Origin of the sequence: Anaeromassilibacillus sp. Marseille-P3371 (genome assembly GCF_900169665.1) — a bacterium.
Classification (GTDB): domain Bacteria; phylum Bacillota; class Clostridia; order Oscillospirales; family Acutalibacteraceae; genus Anaeromassilibacillus.
In genome coordinates this window covers 1,642,444-1,660,260 of record NZ_LT835157.1, presented here as the reverse complement: position 1 = coordinate 1,660,260, position 17,817 = coordinate 1,642,444, and the positions used below count along the sequence as shown (strand labels likewise).

The following is a 17,817-nucleotide window of genomic DNA, read 5'->3' as shown; positions in this document are numbered from 1 at the left end:
AAACTTCATATTCCCAGTACCGGAGGCCTCGGTCCCAGCCGTTGAAATCTGTTCCGAAACATCCGCAGCTGGAACTAATTTTTCTGCATAGGAGACATTGTAATTGGCCACAAACAAGACTTGGAGCCGATCCTTTGTCTCTTCATCGTGGTTGACCAGTTTCGCAATCTCATGGATATATTTAATTACCCCTTTTGCACGGTAATATCCCGGAGCAGCCTTTGCCCCGAACAGAAAAACCGTTGGATAAAAATTCGAAATTCTTCCATCCTTAAGGCCAAAATAGATGTCGAGAATGGAAAATGCATTCAACAGCTGCCGCTTATACTCATGAAGACGTTTCGCCTGAATATCAAAGAGAAAACGCGGGTCCAGGCGAACCCCCTCATGTTTTTCTATATAATCAGCCAACTGCTGCTTTTTCAGCTGCTTAATTTCAGCAAACTGCTGTAAGGTCTCCGGATTATCCCAAAACGCTTCCAACCCCTTCAACTTTGAAAGATCTGTCACCCAACTGCCTCCGATTTTATCCGTGATAAAACCGGAAAGTTCCTGGTTACACAGGGCCAACCAGCGGCGCTGGGTAATTCCATTGGTCTTGTTGTTAAAGCGTTCCGGATATAGACGATACCACTCATTAAGAGCAGTATTTTTGAGAATTTCCGTGTGAATTTTCGCCACGCCATTGGTGGAGTGCGTGGCAAAAATCGCCATCCGGGCCATATGAATCATGCCACCGTCCAAAATGCGATAAGGCTTTTGATCCTCTCCACGGATTCCTCGATGATCGAGCTCCTTCTGTAGAGCCTTGTCAATCAGCACCACATAACGATACACCTGAGGAATCACCGACTTAAACAGACGTACATCCCACTTTTCCAACGCTTCCGCCATAATGGTGTGGTTGGTGTAGGCAAAAGTCTGCCGTACAATCTTTAGAGCGCGTGCAAAGGGGACCCCTCTCTCTGATAATAGACGTACCAATTCTGCAATGGAGATCACCGGATGGGTATCATTCAGCTGAATGGCGTATTCCTCCGGAAACGCAGAGAAATCCTCGCCATGCTTTGCCTGGTATTTTCGCAGAAGATCTTGAAGGGATGCACTGGAGAAAAAGTACTGCTGTTTTAAGCGCAGACGCTTCCCCTTGTCTGTATCATCGTTTGGATACAAAACGCTCGAGATCGCCTCAGCCTCATCTCGCTCAAGCACGGCACGGTCATATTTCTGTTCATTGAACAGCTGAAAATCAAAGCCATGGATGGGTTCAGACTGCCAAAGGCGAAGTGTATTGATTCGTTTTCCACCGTATCCAATAATAGGCGTATCGTACGGAACCGCATATACCCGCTGATTTTTAAAGTCGATCCGGACCTTCTCGCTTTCTTTCCGGATGGACCAAGGATCGCCAAACCGCTGCCAGTCATCCGCTGTTTCCCTCTGGAATCCATTTTCAAAATACTGCTTAAACAGGCCGTATCTGTAGCGGATTCCATACCCATCCAATGGGAGATTCTGCGTTGCGGCTGAATCCAAAAAACACGCGGCCAAACGGCCCAAGCCGCCGTTTCCCAACGCCGCGTCCTCAATATCTTCAAAGATCGAAAGCTCGATTCCGTTCTCATTGAATAGCTCTGCGAGCTGATCGAGCAATCCTAGGTTCAACAAATTGTTGTAGATCAAGCGGCCCACCAAAAATTCGGCAGAAAAATAGCACGCCCGTTTCTCCTTCAAAGGCTTTCTCCAGTCAGCGGCAACCGCCTTCATAACCGCTTTGGAAACCGCATCATACAGTTCTACGGTACTGGCCTCTTGGATGTTCTTTCCATAGTCCAATTCCAGCGCCTCGCATATATCGTTTTTAAAGGTGTTCATTGCTTTCCCCTCCTGGTTATCTTCCATAGATCTCCGCCAATCCGCAGAGCCAATCTGCAAGCTCGTCGGTCAGCTGTCCTTCCACCAAGCGCCAACGCCAATTTCCTCCCAGCGTAGATGGGAAGTTCATCCGGGCACTGTTTGGTAGGAACAGAAGATCCTGTATCTGGTATAAAACCGTATTGGCCACACTCGCATAACCCGCCACGATCATTGCCTTTGGAATATCTTTACGGCGGTGGACCTGTAAATAGCGCATCGCATAGCGCGCATCCTTGCCCTTCTTTTCCACATAATGCCCCACCAATGTCTCATTATCATGCGTTCCGCCATAAATAGCCATATTCTGAGAATAATTGTGCGGAAGGTGCTCGTTTTGGGCATCTGAATCAAAGCCAAACTGCATCACCTTCATACTGGGGTACCCCGCCTGCTTCAGTACCTTGCGCACCTCTGGAACCAAGGCGCCCAAATCCTCTGCAATAATCTTGGACGTTCCCACCGCCGAATCGATCGCCTTGACCAGCTTGATTCCCGGCCCTTGCCGCCACTCTCCCCGTGCGGCTGTCTCTGCGCCGTAAGGGATGGCATAGTAGCGTACCGTCCCAATGAAATGGTCAATGCGAATGACATCATACAGGCGCGCTGAGTGGGCCATGCGCGCTTTCCACCAGGCAAAGTCTGTATGTTCCATCTCCTCCCAATCATAAAGAGGATTTCCCCAGAGTTGACCGGTTTCAGAAAAAGCGTCCGGGGGAACACCTGCTACACATGTTGGCCTGTGTTGCGCATCGAGCTGGAATAATTCTCCGTGAACCCATACGTCTGCACTGTCCAATGCGACGTAGATGGGGATGTCCCCGATAATCTGTACACCGCACGCCTTCGCATAGGCGCGAACACGATCCCACTGCTGATAAAACTGGAATTGGCAGAATTTCCAAAAATTCCGCTCCTCTTCCAAAAGTGCAGACCAAATTTCCACCTCTTCCGCATCCCGCATACGAATCCGCTCGGGCCAGAGAAGCCATTCTTGTCCGTGGAACGAGTCCTTCAACGCCATGTAAAGGGCATAGTCCTCCAGCCACAGGGCTTGCTCCTCACAAAACGCTTCGTAGGCCGGTGTTCCGATGTGCTTGCTCCTTTGAAATGCCAACCGCAGAACTTGAAAACGCGATTGGTAGAGCTTTGCATAGTCCACATCATCCGGGGCTTTCCCCCAATCAAGCTCCTTGATCTCTTCCTCTTGCAGCAGTCCTTCTTCACAGAGTGTATCCAAATCAATGAAATATGGATTTCCCGCAAATGCAGAAAACGACTGATAGGGACTATCGCCGAAGCTGGTCGGCCCTACTGGGAGCACCTGCCAGTACTTTTGCCGCGCCGCCTTTAAGAAATCCAGAAATGTAAATGCCGCTTTGCCCAACGTACCAATCCCATACGGGGACGGTAAACTGCTGACCGGCAATAAAATACCCGCTCCTCGGGGTAATTGTTTGCTTTTATTTGGCATAAAATCACCTAAATCACGAAAATATTCGAAATCTTGCCAGAAAATATGATAGCAAATCTTCTTGGCAATGTCAACCAATGCACTATCTCTTCGTTGGGAATTTGTTGTGAAATATAGCTGTTTTTTTGATATAGGATTGAATACTCTTCCGCAACCAGATCACCATCCGGCAATCCATGGAAAAAGCTCTTGCAACCCCGCTTTAGGCACGATATACTAAAAGAAGTTTTTTCCAACCATACCAAAAAGAAACGATGCGGCTTTCTGCTGTTTTTATTGAAATCATTGATTTGTCAGGGAGGTGATGCCGTGGCGACGATCAAAGACATTGCAAAAAAACTCGGTATTGCAACCAGTACAGTTTCCAAAGGGTTAAATGGAGCCAAGGACATCAGCGAGGAAACCCGTCAATTGGTGCTGGATACCGCTGTGGAGATGGGATATGCTGTCAAGCGCGTCCAACGAAAAGGGACACACAAGGTCTGTATTTTAATTGAAAATATGGAGTACAACAGCATCGACCAATTTGGCTATGAGATTATTGTCGGATTTAAGTTGGCAGCAGCACGCCGTCACTATGATGTCACAGTACTCCCCACCAATCTCAATATGCAAGTAGAGGAAAAATATGACTCCTTCATGCTAAAAAATGGTTTCAGCGGCGCCTTTTTGCTCGGATTCGCCCTACATGATGATTACATCTCACAGATCCATAAAACCAGCGTTCCGACAGTCCTCTTCGACAACATCATCCAAAACCGGCATGTGGGAAGTGTTGGTACGGATGGCTACGAGGGAATCGAGTTGGCTGTCCGCCTTTTGGCAGCTGGTGGACATAAGCGTATCGCACTTCTAAACGGCGCCAAGAACAGTATGGTTACACAAGAGCGGCAGGAGGCCTTCCTAGAATCGATGGAACGCCATAAACTGACAGTAGACCCTTCTCTCGTACAAAATGGATGGTTCGTCGCAGACTGCGCCAAACAGCATGTCGCCCATTTTCTCGAACAAGGAGCAACCGCGATTGTCTGTGCCAGCGACTTAATCGCGTCCGGGGTGATTGCGGAACTGAAGCGCCTTGGAAAACGTGTGCCGGAAGATGTCAGTGTCACCGGATTTGACGATTTACCCATTGCGCAACATCTGTGTCCAGCCCTCACCACGATCCGGCAAGATCGGGTCTCTCTTGGTAAAAGCGCGTTTATGCTTTTAGAGGAACTCATCGGAGGGGTCAGTATTGGCAAGCTTCTTTTGCGCCCAGAGCTGATTATTCGGGAATCGACCGGGCCATGTCCAGAATAAGAAGCGCTGAAAATTCCACAAAAAAGCTTGTATTTTTTCAAAAAAGATGCTATATTAAAAAATAACGCAAGGAAAAAGGAAAGTAGCTTTTCCCCCAGCAGACAGAGAGGGCGCGCCACCGGCTGTAAGCGTGCTTGTGCATGAGAAAAGAGAAGTTCCCTTTGGAGCGGCGCGGTTGAAGGAGTTCTGGTAGACCGCGACGGTGGACCCCGTTATCGGTCAAAAAGCTGCACATCGCACGAAAACGGTGTGAATCAGGGTGGTACCGCGGAGCGTTTTACGCCTTCGTCCCTTTATTGAAGAGGGACGAAGGCTTTTTGTTTATCGTCCCAATACTTTATCGTTTTGAAAGGAATGATTACGCAATGAAGCAGAAGCTGGAGGAAATCCGCGCAAATGCCGCGCAGGAACTGGCGGAAGCAAGCGATGCTCAAGCACTGGAGAGCCTGCGCGTCAAGTACCTTGGAAAAAAAGGCGAGGTAACTGCTATCCTCAAACAGATGGGCAAACTCTCTCCTGAAGAACGTCCCGTCATCGGTGAATTGGCCAACAAAGTCCGTGCCTTTATCGAAGACGATTTGACCAAACGCGCAGCGGAATTAAAGGCGCAAGCGACTCAGAAGCGTCTGGAAGAGGAGCGTATCGATGTCACTCTGCCGGGCAAACACCGCACATTGGGCGTCAAACATCCGCTCTCCATTGTCCTGGATGAGATTAAGGAAATCTTCGTGGGTATGGGATTTGACATTGTAGAGGGCCCCGAAGTCGAATACGATTACTATAATTTTGAAGCGTTGAATATTCCAAAGGACCATCCGGCGCGCGACACGCAGGATACCTTCTATATCAATGAAAACATCGTCCTGCGCACCCAGACTTCCCCGGTACAGGTGCGTGTTATGGAAAAACAAAAGCCGCCGATCCGCATCATCTCTCCCGGACGTGTGTATCGCTCGGATGCGGTGGATGCAACCCACTCCCCTCTTTTCCATCAGATCGAGGGCCTCGTAGTGGACAAAGGGATTACCTTTGCAGATCTGAAGGGAACTCTTGAGACCTTTGTAAAACGTCTGTACGGAGAAGACTCGGTTGTCCGTTTCCGTCCACACCACTTCCCATTCACGGAACCGAGTGCCGAAGTGGACGTGCAGTGCTTCAACTGCCATGGAGAGGGGTGCCGTCTCTGCAAAGGAGAAGGTTGGATTGAAATTCTCGGCTGCGGCATGGTGCATCCAAAGGTGCTCTCCAATTGCGATATCGATCCGGAGATTTATAGCGGTTTCGCCCTGGGAATGGGTTTGGAACGCGTCGTGATGCGGCGTTATAACATCGACGACCTGCGCCTGTTCTATGAGAACGACGTACGGTTCCTCAAGCAGTTCGGTTGATGACTAGATGATGATATAGAAAGCGTGGTAAATGACGATGAATCTTTCGATGAGATGGCTGAAAGAATTTGTAACGCTCGATGAAATGCCCATGCGTGCATTCACAGAAGCAATCACAATGAGCGGTTCTAAGGTAGAAGGCTGGGAAAAAGAAGGCAGCGAAATTGAGAATGTCGTGGTTGGTCAGGTTCTCAAACTGGAAAAGCATCCGGACTCCGATCACCTTTGGATCTGTCAGATTGACGTGGGTACAGGAGAACCGCTGCAAATTGTCACCGGTGCACAGAATTTACAGGAACAGGATTTTGTCCCGGTGGCACTGCACAACTCTCTCCTGCCGGGCGGGAAAAAAATCAAAAAGGGCAAGCTGCGCGGCGTAGAAAGCAACGGTATGCTCTGCTCTCTGGGTGAGCTAGGGTTGACACAGCACGATTTTCCGAATGCCATTGAGGACGGTATCTTTGTATTGGGCGACGACTGTGACCATACCCTCGGGATGCCGGTTTGCCAGGCAATCGGTTTCGACGACACAAAGGTCGAATTTGAAATCACTTCCAACCGCCCGGACTGTTTCTCTGTGATCGGTCTGGCGCGCGAGGCTGCCGCAACCTTTGGCAAGGAGTTGCATCTGCACACACCGGTGGTAAAAGGTGGCCATGGTGACTGCACTCCGCTTTTGGATGTCAAAGTGGAAGAACCGAACCTGTGTTATATTTACTCCGCTAAAGTGGTCAAAAATGTGCGGGTAAAACCTTCTCCCCGCTGGATGCGTGAGCGTCTGCGGGCAATGGGTGTTCGCCCCATCAACAACATTGTCGATATCACAAATTACGTGATGCTGGAATATGGTCAGCCAATGCACGCGTTTGACCTGCGCTATGTGGATGAAGCGACCATCCGTGTACGCCGTGCAAAGGCAGGTGAGACGATCACGACCCTGGATGGCGTTGACCGTACCCTTACCGAAAAGCAACTTGTCATTGCAGATGCACACAAGCCAATTGCCATTGCAGGCGTTATGGGAGGCGAATATAGTGGCATCATGGATGACACCACGACGATCGTTTTTGAGTCGGCTTGCTTCAACGGTGCTTCTGTCCGCACCACAGCGCGCGACCAGGGCATGCGTACCGATGCATCTGCACGTTATGAAAAGGGATTGGACCCCAACAATTGCCTGCCGGCACTTGAGCGTGCCTGTGAACTCGTCGAGCTTCTTGATGCCGGCGATGTGATGGATGGGGTCATCGTAGATGACCACTCCTCCAGCGAGCGCCATAGAATTCATCTGGACGTGGATTGGATCAATCGTTTCCTGGACACCGATCTTTCTGAAGACGCAATGAAGGCGATTTTAACCAAACTCGACTGCCAGTTTGACGGCAAAGATATTCTGATTCCCACCTTCCGGCCCGATCTTGCGCATAAGGCGGATATTGCAGAAGAAATTGTACGCTTCTATGGCTATAATAAGGTCCCCGGCACCTCCTTGGACGGTGGTGCACAGGGAAAATACACGCCGCGTCAAAAGTTCCTTTCCACGATCAGCAATACCATGTTTGCACTGGGCGCCAGCGAGATCATGACGTATTCCTTCATCAGTCCCAAATATTACGACAAAATTCGTATGCCCGCAGATGATCCACTGCGCAAGTCCATTGTCATTTCTAATCCGCTTGGCGAGGATACCAGCATCATGCGCACAGTCGCATTGCCGTCCATGTTGGAAGTCCTCTCGCGCAACTACAACAATCGCAATGAGGCTGCATGCCTCTTTGAATTGGCCAGCGAATATATCCCCACCACCGAGGATTCGCTTCCGGAGGAGAAATCCACCCTGGTGGTAGGCATGTATGGCAGCGATGCCGATTTCTTCACCATCAAGGGCATGGCTGAACAGCTCTTGGAAAAGCTCTGTGTTACGGATTACGATATTGTTGCCTCCAGTGAGGAATACAGCTACCATCCCGGCCGTTGCGCCGTGCTCTCCATTGATGGGCAACGCCTGGGTGTGATCGGCGAAATTCACCCAGAAGTGGCAGAAAGCTATGATATCGACGGGCGGATCTACTGTTTTACATTGGATGTGGACCTCATGTTTGCCCATGCAAAAACAGACAAGACCTATACCCCCTTGCCGAAGTTCCCAGCCGTTACGCGCGACCTGGCCCTTCTGTGTGAAGACTCTATCCCGGTTCTGGAGTTGGAACGGGCTATTGTCCGCGGCGCTGGAAATCTTTTGGAAAAGATTAAGCTGTTTGACGTTTACAAAGGCGCACAGATTGAGGCGGGCAAAAAAAGCGTGGCTTTCAATATTGTTCTGCGTTCCAGCGACAGTACTTTAACGGACGAACAGACCAACAATGTCATGAAAAAAGTCATGGCAGAGCTGGAAAAGGCTGGTGCAGTCTTACGTTCTTAATTCTTAGCGATAAAAAGAGTCAAAGGGCCCATGTGTAAAATACACATGGGCCCTTTTCCCTACTTTTTCGTTAAAATTGTCCGGTTTACGCTTCTGCGTTTTTTTCCTATGCGGCAATCCTTCCACATGCCAACCTGATCGTGTATATAGGATTCAGCAATTGTTCATAAATTAATTCTTGAAATCATGGGCTATATGCGGTATTATATATTATAAATATCATTGTGTTTTCGGTGCACGTTGCATAAATTCCCTGTTTTATGCAAGGATGAAAGTATGAACCATTGGAGGTGTTTCCATGTTTGACGATAAGACGATGACCTTTTCTCTTGGCCAGAATCGCGAGGATGACATCAAGCAAATTCTTACGATCGTATATGACGCCCTTAAAGAAAAGGGATATAATCCGATCAGCCAGTTAGTCGGCTATATCTTATCAGAAGATCCTACGTACATTACCACACACAACAATGCACGCAGTTTGATTCGAAGAATTGACCGCGATGAACTGCTTCAGGTATTGCTGAAATCCTATCTGGGCGAGTAAATCACCGTACGAATGATATTAATACGAATCGAAGAGGATGGTTGCAGCTATGAGTGAAAAGAAGGATCAGCCGAAATTCCCGACTTATAAGGGAAAACCGCTTGTTCGGTGCGGCGATGTGATTTATTACGGCAGCATGAAGGATAAATACGTCGTGAAACTCGAAATTAAGAGCAAGAAAAAAGTACAAGATATGGACGTTGCGGACCGTGTGACGGTACAGTTGATGTATACCGACCCTAATATCCGCGCTCGTAAGCAAATTGTCAAGACCAGTGAGAAAGAAGGCTTGTATCTCGCAATGGATATTGCGGATGCCTGGCTTACCAGAGCGTTGGCAGAATAAAGATAAAAAAGCCGGATGGACCAGAATGCTTCTGGATTCCATCCGGTTTTTCTTTATATTTAATCAAAAACTAGGAATCGTACGATTTATCCAGCTTTCCAGTCGGATACTCTTTCTCCTGTTCTTCCCTCTTGAAACGTTCCGCCCCACTTCCGTAGCCGTACCGGAAGCGGTATTTCCAGGTCAGGAACAGAGAGAAAAGAATCGCGCCGAGTTCGGCTGCCGGAATGGTCAACCAAACGCCGTCCAGATCCCATATCCATGGCAATAAAACAATGCCAAGTACTACAAAGACCAGTGTGCGCAGAAGGGACAGAAAGCCGGAAATCACGCCGTTGGAAAATGCAGTAAACATCCCGGAGGCAAAGATGTTGACCCCCACTAGCAAGAAACTCACTGCAAAGAGATAAAATCCATGCAGAGCGATCTCGTAGACCTCTGTACCCTGTGGTGAAAAAATTCCCATCAAAAACGGTGCAAAGATATAGGACAACACTAGAATGATCACCGAGGAAACGACAATAAAGACGTAGCAATATCGAATGATCCGGTGCTCCTGTTTCCAGTTCTGCGCCCCATAGTGGAAGCTGATGATGGGTGCCACCCCCGAAGTAAAGCCCAGAAAAATGGAAACCATCAGGAACTGCGCATAGAGGACGATGGTAATGGCGGCAACACCATTTTCTCCAAGGTAATGCAGCATGGCCATATTAAACAGGAAAGTGGTAATCCCCATGGATAAATTGGTAACCATCTCGGAAGCACCATTGACGCAACAGTGCGCCAACATCTTCCCTGCAAATACTGGCTTTTGAAAATGCAGTGTATTCTTTCCAAATAAAAAGTAAAAAATCCCAATAACCGCTGGCAACAACTGTCCCAGGCCTGTAGCGATGGCAGCCCCGGCCACCCCCATATTCATGGGTACAATAAAAACATAATCTAAAACAATATTGATGATTCCGCCGAGCACGCTGTTTAACAATCCCAACTGCGGCTTGCCCGCTGTCACCATAAAATAATCAAACAGGCACTTTATAATGTTGGCTGGTGCAAACAGCAGGCAGATATACGAGTAAACGTAACAATCGTCGTACAACACCTCTGTCGCTCCAAGTGCACGGACAATTGGGCCTGTAAAGAAAAGGCCAACAAGCAAAAATAGAACGCCCACAAAAGTGGAAGCCAGAACAATCAATGTAAAATGTTTCCGTGCATGTTCCTCCTTGCCCTCTCCCATCTCCTTTGCTACAATTGCGCTACCACCTGTCGCAAACATAATTCCAATTCCCGCAATGATGTTGATTAACGGCATGGAAATATTAATCGACGACAATGCATTTGAACCCACAAACCGCGCAACAAAAATGCCATCCACAATGGTATAAAAGGAAAGGACCAGCATCATTACGATAGTGGGCAGTGCAAATCGAAGCAAGGAGAAAAAGCGAAACTCCCTTGCCAATGAATTCATTTGAAAAACATCTCCTTTCTTATTGATTTGCAACCCGATACTCTTTATGATAAAGTATATAGTAACTATATAGTCAAGAGGATTTTTTAAAATGATGGAAAAAAATACAGAATGGGTCTTTTCGACCGGAGAATTTGCAAAGCTTTGTGGGGTAAGTAAACAGACACTCCTCTATTACGATCGCGTTGGAATTTTCAAACCAGAACGAATCTTAGAAAACGGATATCGCGTCTATACCTATCCACAGTTGGAGACATTCCATGTGATTGCCACTCTACGTGAGATGGGAACCCCGATTCAAGAAATAAAATCCTACTTAGATGGGCGTAGCCCGCATACGTTCATTCGTCTATTTGAACGCCAAAAAGAAGAGTTGGAAGAAACGCTTCAAAATCTGGAACAGATACGTCAGATGATGAAAAATAAGATCGCCATTACACGTCATGCGCTAGAGGTCGATTTCCAAAAGATTTCTCTGGAACAACAAACAGAAGGACAGTTGGTTCTAAGCCAACCGATGAAGAGTTGGGAAGAACAGGAATATCTGCCCATTCTGACCGAATATTTGAATCTGTGCAACAACGAAAAACTGTTTCGAGGCCACTCAAATGGTACAATGGTAAAATGGGAAGCATTTTTAGATTGTAATTATACAGACTGTACCTATTTTTTTTACACACAGGTTCCCCACGAGCTTTCCCATCTTTCAACGCATCGCCGTACCGCTGGAACCTATGTTGTTGCTTACCATAAAGGGGACTACGATACGATTACAGAGGCATATGAGCGCTTAACCTTGTTTATTCGACAGAATGGACTTTTGATTCAGCCGTATTCCTACGAGGACAACTTATTGGATGAAATCACCAGTCCAGATTGCCGCGATTTTCTTACAAAGATCTCTATTCCCATTGCCGATTAGATCGTCAGAACCCCCGGCAAATGAACTGTCCTTTTCGTTCGGTACAGTTCATTTGCCGGGGGTTCTCGTTTCGCTAAAGCAGATTAAAAAAGCGATACGCCCTGGCAATAGGGCGTATCGCTTTTTATGTTCGAAATATTATTTTTGAAATAAAGCTGAGCGAATCTCCTCGATGGTCTTTTTACAGACAGCCTCATCCAAGCGTGAAAGATGGGTCTGCTGTGCACGATCGTAAGATTCCTTTGCCAAGCGTAATTTTTCTGTTGCCATTCCCACCTGTTCTTTATAGTCATGCCGGAACTGAGTTAATTTGCCGGCATTCTGTTCATCCGTCCCCGGCTCTACAGCCACCTCATAGACATCAATAATCTCATCTGTCGGTAGAGAAGGAAAATATTCATGCGGTGAGGTGCTGTCAAAAATACAGAAGTCCAATTCCCGAACAACTAACATATCCAGGCTCTGTGGATCAAACGCACAATGATATACTTCTACTTCAAAACCTGCACACACGGCTTTTTTTACCAATCTTTTCAACAAGGTAGATTTGCCTGTCCCCGGCCGCCCCTTGATAAAATATCGCTTCCCTAGACATTGTGTGAGATTGGCAATATAGTCAAAGGAACCATTGATCGTAGCCGCACCAAAATAGCGGTCTACAGCATGCCCCTTCTTTTCTGTATGACGGTCACCGATCAGACGATCCTCTGTCTTCTTCGCGAGTTCATCAGCTGCTTGAAAGTCCATTTTTTCGATGTAAACCTTTTCCCACGCATCGTGTATGCGTAATGCTGCAGCAAAATACCCATGAGCCTCCCCCAGTGCCTCTCGCATCTGACGAATATTATAGTCCTCCAGCAGATTCAGCCCATTGTTTTCTGCATAGAATGGAATATGAATTACACCGGCAGAAAGGTCTGGCAAAATCACACCTTCCAAGGTATTGTCCAAACAGTTGTGAATGAGCTCTGTCCGTTGCTTCTGCTCTGCCGCATAATTGCAAATATCCTCCAAGAGCTCCTGCAGCGGCTTTTGCGGGTAACCATGCAGGGGAACCACCCGATCCAATCCTCCAAAATTTGATTCATAAAAACTGACATATCCACGCGAACTATTGCTATTTACAAAGTAATGAATTGCCTGCCTTTGCATAAAGATTCCCCTTTCCCACCATATATTGTATTTTTTCCACTTTCTATTGTATGGTCCGAAAAAAGGAAATATCCATCTTTTAAACCTTTCCTTTGGATGCTATATCGCGCGCCACCACAACACCGCTCACGGAGGCTTGCATTAACCCGCGAGTAATTCCAGCACCGTCGCCAATAGCATATAGATTTTTAACCTCCGTCTCAAAATGGGTGTTTACCGCAATCTTAGAAGAATAGAATTTGACCTCTACGCCATACAGCAGCGTATTTTTTGAGTATAGTCCCGGAGCCAGCTTGTCAAATGCTTGTAGCGCCTCTACAATGCTGGTAAGATGCCGGTGCGGTAAAACAAAGGAAAGATCTCCAGGCACCGCGTTCTTTAAAGTTGGAACCGTAGTTGATTTTTTTAGGCGCGAGGCATCGGTTCTGCGCCCTTTGAGCAGATCTCCCAACCGCTGTACCATAATTCCCCCACCGGTCAGCATATTTCCAAGTTGAGCAATATAACGGCCATACTCAATCGGCTGGTGAAACGGTTCTGTAAATTCAGTAGAAACCAACATCGCAAAATTGGTATTTTCGGTGCGTTTATCTTCATCCGCATATGAATGGCCATTCACCACAGCGATTCCACCATCCTCCCCGTCATAGTGTTCCTCGCTGACAATCCCTCCAGGGTTCATGCAGAAGGTTCTCACCTTGTTTTCAAAGGTGTCCGAGTAGTAGACAAGTTTCGCTTCGTATAGATGCTTTGTAAGACGGTCCATGACTGCATTTGGTACTTCGACCCGCACACCGATGTCCACTGCATTATTCTTAGTAGAAAGGCCATTCTGCTGTGCAATTCCATGTAACCACTCTGCTCCCCCGCGCCCCGGGGCGGCAATCACATAGGGCGCACGAATTAACTTGCGCTCTCCATCGGGCATATTCAACCAGGCTCCCTGAACCGTTTCTCCTTCTACCAACAGGGTATCCGCTGTCGTATGTTCCCAGAATGTGAAATTTGGACAGGCAGAAAGATATTGATACATGGCACGCAGCACTTCAAAGGAATATTCTGTTCCCATATGCCGAACAGGGCAGGGAATCAACTGGATATTTTCCTTATGCGCTTCATAAGCAAGCTCTTCTGCAAACTTGTCGCTTTTTCCATAGATTTTTTTCGGTGCTCCAAAATGCAGATACATTTCATCCGCATAATGAATCAGGTTGCGCACCGTCTCCACCGGAAGATAGTCTGTTAGGTTTCCCCCCACTTCTTCTGACAGAGAGAGCTTTCCATCCGAAAATGCTCCAGCTCCCGCCCAACCATTCATAATGCTACAGGTCTTACAGTGTGCACACTGTCCACTGGTGCGCGCCGGACAGGCCCGGCGGTCAATACTACTCCCAGAATCGACAACCAGAACCCTTTTTTCCGGCATCAGGCGGTTCATCTCTAACGCAGTAAAAATACCTGCAGGGCCGGCGCCAATAATCAATAAATCATAATCAAACATTTTTTATCAACCTCACTCTTGTTCAGACGATGTGTGGGCAAAACAATGTATTATAGGCTCGTTTTCATCATTCTGTCAAGTGTTTCGACTATTATTCCTATAAAATCCCCAAAAAGTGAAAAGATTTTTTCTTTTATAACAGATGTTCTTATACAAAAACTCCACCGGCCCTGTGGCAAGTGGAGTTCTCAAATCGATCAAATTGATTCAATTGCAGTAGATTTTGTCTGGTTCTTGGCCAACAACCTTCGAAAGCGAATAAAAAAGATCAGTCCTGTCGTAGTAGCTGCCAAAAAATCCGCAATTGGCTCAGCAAGAAATACGCCTAATACTTTGTCTGCAAAAAAGTGAGGAAGGAACAGAATGAGGGGAATTAATAAGAATACCTTGCGCAACAATGCCAAGAAAAGCGATGTCTTTGCCTGCCCAATCGCTACAAAAGTTTGCTGGCAAGAGCACTGCACCCCAAGGACCAAACACATTGACATATAAATACGCAGTGCCCAAGCGGTAAAAGATGCCAAATCCATCTCAGGGGTAAACAGGCGGACAAATGCATTTGGAAAAAGCATGAGCGCCAACCAGAACAACATAGAAAAAGCAATGGAAGATAGGAACAATAGATGAAATGCCTTCTTTACACGGTCGTTCTGTTTAGCTCCAAAATTAAAACTGACAATCGGCTGTGCGCCCTGCGCCAGACCCGTCAACGGCATAAACGCTACCTGCATAACACTGCTACATATGGTCATCGCACCAACCGCTGTATCGCCGCCATAACGCTGTAACGAGGAATTTAAAACGATATTAACTGCACTTTCTGTTGCCTGCATAATAAATGGAGAAAGCCCTAGCGCCAAAACCGGAAGGACAATCTTATGGTTAAGACGAAAATTTTTGGGGCGAAGCTTTAGAATCGTACGTTTTCCAAATAGAAACCATAAAACCCAAATCGAAGAAATAGCCTGTGACAGAACCGTCGCAACAGCGGCCCCTTGTACTCCCATTTGAAACACAAAAATAAAAACCGGGTCCAATACAATGTTCAGACCAGCGCCGATTATAACCGTAAACATACTGGTCTTTGCAAATCCTTGGGTTGTAATAAAACTGTTCAGCCCCAAAGCCAACTGAACAAAGATCGTCCCACTGACATAAATGGTCATGTATTGCATGGCGTATGGCAAGGAGTCCGCACTAGCGCCGAATAGCAAGAGCAACGGCCTCTGAAAAAGCAGGAAAAACGCTGTCAATACAACCGAAATTCCCAGCAGCAGGGCAAAGCAGTTTCCCATAATACGTTCTGCCCCTGCATAATCGCCTTCTCCCATTTTGATCGATGCGCGTGGGCCTCCGCCCATACCAATCAATGAACTAAACGCGGCAATCAACAAGATAATAGGAAATGTGATTCCCACCCCTGTCAAAGCTGTTGCGCCGATGTCTGGAATATGTCCTATATAAATTCGATCTACAATATTATAAAGTGCGTTGATGATTTGCGCTGTAATGGCGGGAACAGCAAGCTGAAATAACAACTTGCCGACGCGCTCCTCTCCCAACCGGTTTGTCTGCGACTGTGCCAAAAAGCATCCCCCTTATTCATTTCCCATTTCTTGTAATAGGCGCACAAACGCTCTCTCAAAATCCACATCGTCCTGGCGTGTACGTTTTTTGGCTCCAGTCGTTCTTCCCCCTGCCCGCCGGACCTTCTGCCCCAGATGACGTTCGAACAAAAGTTGATCCATATTGCTGTCGTTATAAATCATCCCGTTTTGGTTTATCGCTCTTGCACGCTTTCCCAGTGCCAACGCTGCCACACCAAAGTCTTGCGTCACTACCAGGTCTCCTGCCTCCAAAAGATTTGCCAACCGAAGGTCTGCACTGTCATGTCCCTTATCTACAGTGATGACGGTACTGTACCCATCGTTCAGAATATGGCTGGTATCCAAAAGCATTACAACGGGCAATCGACAGGTTTTGGCATGCTTTACAATGATCTCCTTCACCGGACAAGCGTCCGCATCCACCAAAATTTTCATAGGCGTTTTCTTTGATCCACTCCTGTTCCCATTCTTGTCACCTATTCATTATATACCAATTGGGAGAGGATGGAAAGCTGTTTCGGGCAATCTCTTCTCTTGTCCTAAGAAATATGTTATACTATCTTTTATACGACAATGGTCGCAATGAATTTGACAAAAAGGCGGGAATCCGATTGAAGTACAGTTTTCAAAATGATTACAGCGAAGGCGCACATCCAAAGCTTTTAAAGGCCCTAAATCTGGCCGGAAGCAAACAGAATACAGCCTATGGAAACGATGGACACTGTAAACGCGCAGCCGACTTGCTACGCAAAGAAATTGGCCGTAAAGATGTGGACATCCACTTTCTGGAAGGCGGCACACAGGTCAATTTGACCGCCTTAACCGCCTTCCTGCGTCCTCACGAAGCCGCCATTGCAGCGGAAACCGGCCATATTGCAGGACATGAAAGCGGTTCTATTGAGGCCACCGGACACAAGGTATGCATCACGCCGGGCGTAAACGGTAAACTGACGCCGGAGGGAATTCTGCGTGTATTGGCTGCCCATCCGGATGAGCACATGGTAAAACCCAAATTGGCTTATCTCTCCAACTCATCTGAATGCGGAACGGTCTACTCAAAAGAGGAATTGAACGCACTTCATCGGTGCTGCCGAGAAAATCGTCTTTACCTCTACATGGATGGCGCCCGTCTGGGAAGCGCCTTGTGTGCAAGTGATCTCACCATGCAGGACATCGGCGCATTAACCGATGCCTTTTATGTGGGTGGCACGAAAAACGGCGCTCTGTTGGGTGAAGCATTGGTCATCTGCAATGAAACCCTCAAACCGGATTTTCGTTATATCTTGAAACAGCGTGGCGGTATGTTGGCAAAGGGTTTTGTCCTTGGGGCACAGTTTGAAGCATTCTTTGAAGACGGTCTCTACTACGCACTCGCCAAACATGCCAACCATATGGCAGATCTGTTGCGTGAAGCATTTCGCGCTTTAGGATTTCGATTCTTTTCTGATTCTCCGACCAATCAGGTATTTCCCATTCTTTCTGACGCCTTATTGGAGCAGCTTTCTAAGGATTATGCCTTTGAAGCCTGGGGACGTGTTGATGCCGGTCACCAAGCAGTCCGTTTCGTAACTTCGTGGGCCACTCCAGAGGAGATTGTTCAGGAATTTATTCAAGATCTGCACAACTATACAGCCAGTGAGAATCCAACAAAATTGTTATGAAAGTTAACAAACTGTTTCTTTCTTTTCGGATGGATTCGCGGTAAAATGATTGCGTCAAAAAGCATATCAATCCTTTTGGGAAAGGGTTTCTACGACCACTTTCCCTC

The 17,817-nt window shown here is 47.2% G+C and carries 14 protein-coding genes and 1 other annotated feature; of the genes, 7 read left to right on the top strand and 7 right to left on the bottom strand.

Going from position 1 to position 17,817, the window contains the following annotated elements; all coding sequences use genetic code 11:
• Together glgP and malQ are read right to left on the bottom strand one after the other, a co-directional pair.
• Positions 1-1,875, bottom strand: a 1,875-nt coding sequence (gene glgP / locus B9Y59_RS06360; RefSeq protein WP_085532440.1) for a glycogen/starch/alpha-glucan family phosphorylase, incomplete at its 3' end; no start/stop codon positions are given.
• A gap of 16 nt (positions 1,876-1,891) precedes the next feature.
• Positions 1,892-3,388 carry a 4-alpha-glucanotransferase gene (malQ, locus tag B9Y59_RS06355; RefSeq protein ID WP_085534541.1) on the bottom strand — a complete coding sequence of 499 codons (1,497 nt, stop codon included), beginning with the start codon at positions 3,386-3,388 and terminating at the stop codon, positions 1,892-1,894.
• Positions 3,389-3,697: 309 nt separating this feature from the next.
• Here malQ and B9Y59_RS06350 point away from each other — a divergent pair, with 309 nt between their 5' ends.
• From B9Y59_RS06350 to B9Y59_RS06330, 5 genes are all read left to right on the top strand, one after another.
• Positions 3,698-4,690 (top strand): LacI family DNA-binding transcriptional regulator, encoded by a 993-nt coding sequence (locus B9Y59_RS06350; protein WP_054322990.1) that lies wholly within the window; start codon positions 3,698-3,700, stop codon positions 4,688-4,690.
• A 60-nt stretch (positions 4,691-4,750) separates the two neighbouring features.
• Positions 4,751-4,986 (top strand) — a binding site (T-box leader).
• Positions 4,987-5,055: 69 nt separating this feature from the next.
• Positions 5,056-6,078: a phenylalanine--tRNA ligase subunit alpha gene (gene pheS / locus B9Y59_RS06345; protein WP_054322991.1), complete on the top strand. Its 1,023-nt coding sequence runs from the start codon at positions 5,056-5,058 to the stop codon at positions 6,076-6,078.
• A gap of 37 nt (positions 6,079-6,115) precedes the next feature.
• Positions 6,116-8,500, top strand: a complete 2,385-nt coding sequence (pheT, locus tag B9Y59_RS06340; protein ID WP_085534539.1) for a phenylalanine--tRNA ligase subunit beta — start codon at positions 6,116-6,118, stop codon at positions 8,498-8,500.
• A 298-nt stretch (positions 8,501-8,798) separates the two neighbouring features.
• Positions 8,799-9,047: an IreB family regulatory phosphoprotein gene (locus B9Y59_RS06335; protein ID WP_054322992.1), complete on the top strand. Its 249-nt coding sequence runs from the start codon at positions 8,799-8,801 to the stop codon at positions 9,045-9,047.
• 49 nt (positions 9,048-9,096) lie between these two features.
• Positions 9,097-9,393 (top strand): hypothetical protein, encoded by a 297-nt coding sequence (locus tag B9Y59_RS06330; RefSeq protein ID WP_175055197.1) that lies wholly within the window; start codon positions 9,097-9,099, stop codon positions 9,391-9,393.
• A 70-nt stretch (positions 9,394-9,463) separates the two neighbouring features.
• On the opposite strand, the gene B9Y59_RS06325 is transcribed toward B9Y59_RS06330, so the two are convergent.
• The gene (locus B9Y59_RS06325) at positions 9,464-10,867 is read right to left on the bottom strand and encodes an MATE family efflux transporter (RefSeq protein WP_085532438.1); all 1,404 of its coding nucleotides are present in this window, start codon (positions 10,865-10,867) and stop codon (positions 9,464-9,466) included.
• Between the two features lie 91 nt (positions 10,868-10,958).
• On the opposite strand from B9Y59_RS06325, the gene B9Y59_RS06320 reads away from it, so the two are divergent.
• The gene (locus B9Y59_RS06320; protein ID WP_085532436.1) at positions 10,959-11,789 is read left to right on the top strand and encodes a MerR family transcriptional regulator; all 831 of its coding nucleotides are present in this window, start codon (positions 10,959-10,961) and stop codon (positions 11,787-11,789) included.
• Positions 11,790-11,927: 138 nt separating this feature from the next.
• On the opposite strand, the gene B9Y59_RS06315 is transcribed toward B9Y59_RS06320, so the two are convergent.
• From B9Y59_RS06315 to B9Y59_RS06300, 4 genes are all read right to left on the bottom strand, one after another.
• Positions 11,928-12,941, bottom strand: a complete 1,014-nt coding sequence (locus tag B9Y59_RS06315) for a hypothetical protein (protein ID WP_054322996.1) — start codon at positions 12,939-12,941, stop codon at positions 11,928-11,930.
• Between the two features lie 79 nt (positions 12,942-13,020).
• A complete protein-coding gene (locus tag B9Y59_RS06310; RefSeq protein ID WP_085532433.1) occupies positions 13,021-14,442 on the bottom strand; it encodes an NAD(P)/FAD-dependent oxidoreductase in 1,422 nt (473 codons plus the stop codon).
• A 197-nt stretch (positions 14,443-14,639) separates the two neighbouring features.
• Positions 14,640-16,028: an MATE family efflux transporter gene (locus B9Y59_RS06305; protein WP_085532431.1), complete on the bottom strand. Its 1,389-nt coding sequence runs from the start codon at positions 16,026-16,028 to the stop codon at positions 14,640-14,642.
• Positions 16,029-16,040: 12 nt separating this feature from the next.
• Positions 16,041-16,484, bottom strand: a complete 444-nt coding sequence (locus tag B9Y59_RS06300; RefSeq protein ID WP_054322998.1) for a YaiI/YqxD family protein — start codon at positions 16,482-16,484, stop codon at positions 16,041-16,043.
• A 176-nt stretch (positions 16,485-16,660) separates the two neighbouring features.
• On the opposite strand from B9Y59_RS06300, the gene B9Y59_RS06295 reads away from it, so the two are divergent.
• On the top strand, positions 16,661-17,710 hold the full coding sequence (locus B9Y59_RS06295; RefSeq protein WP_242967266.1) for a threonine aldolase family protein: 1,050 nt from the start codon (positions 16,661-16,663) through the stop codon (positions 17,708-17,710).
• Positions 17,711-17,817 lie beyond the last annotated feature (107 nt).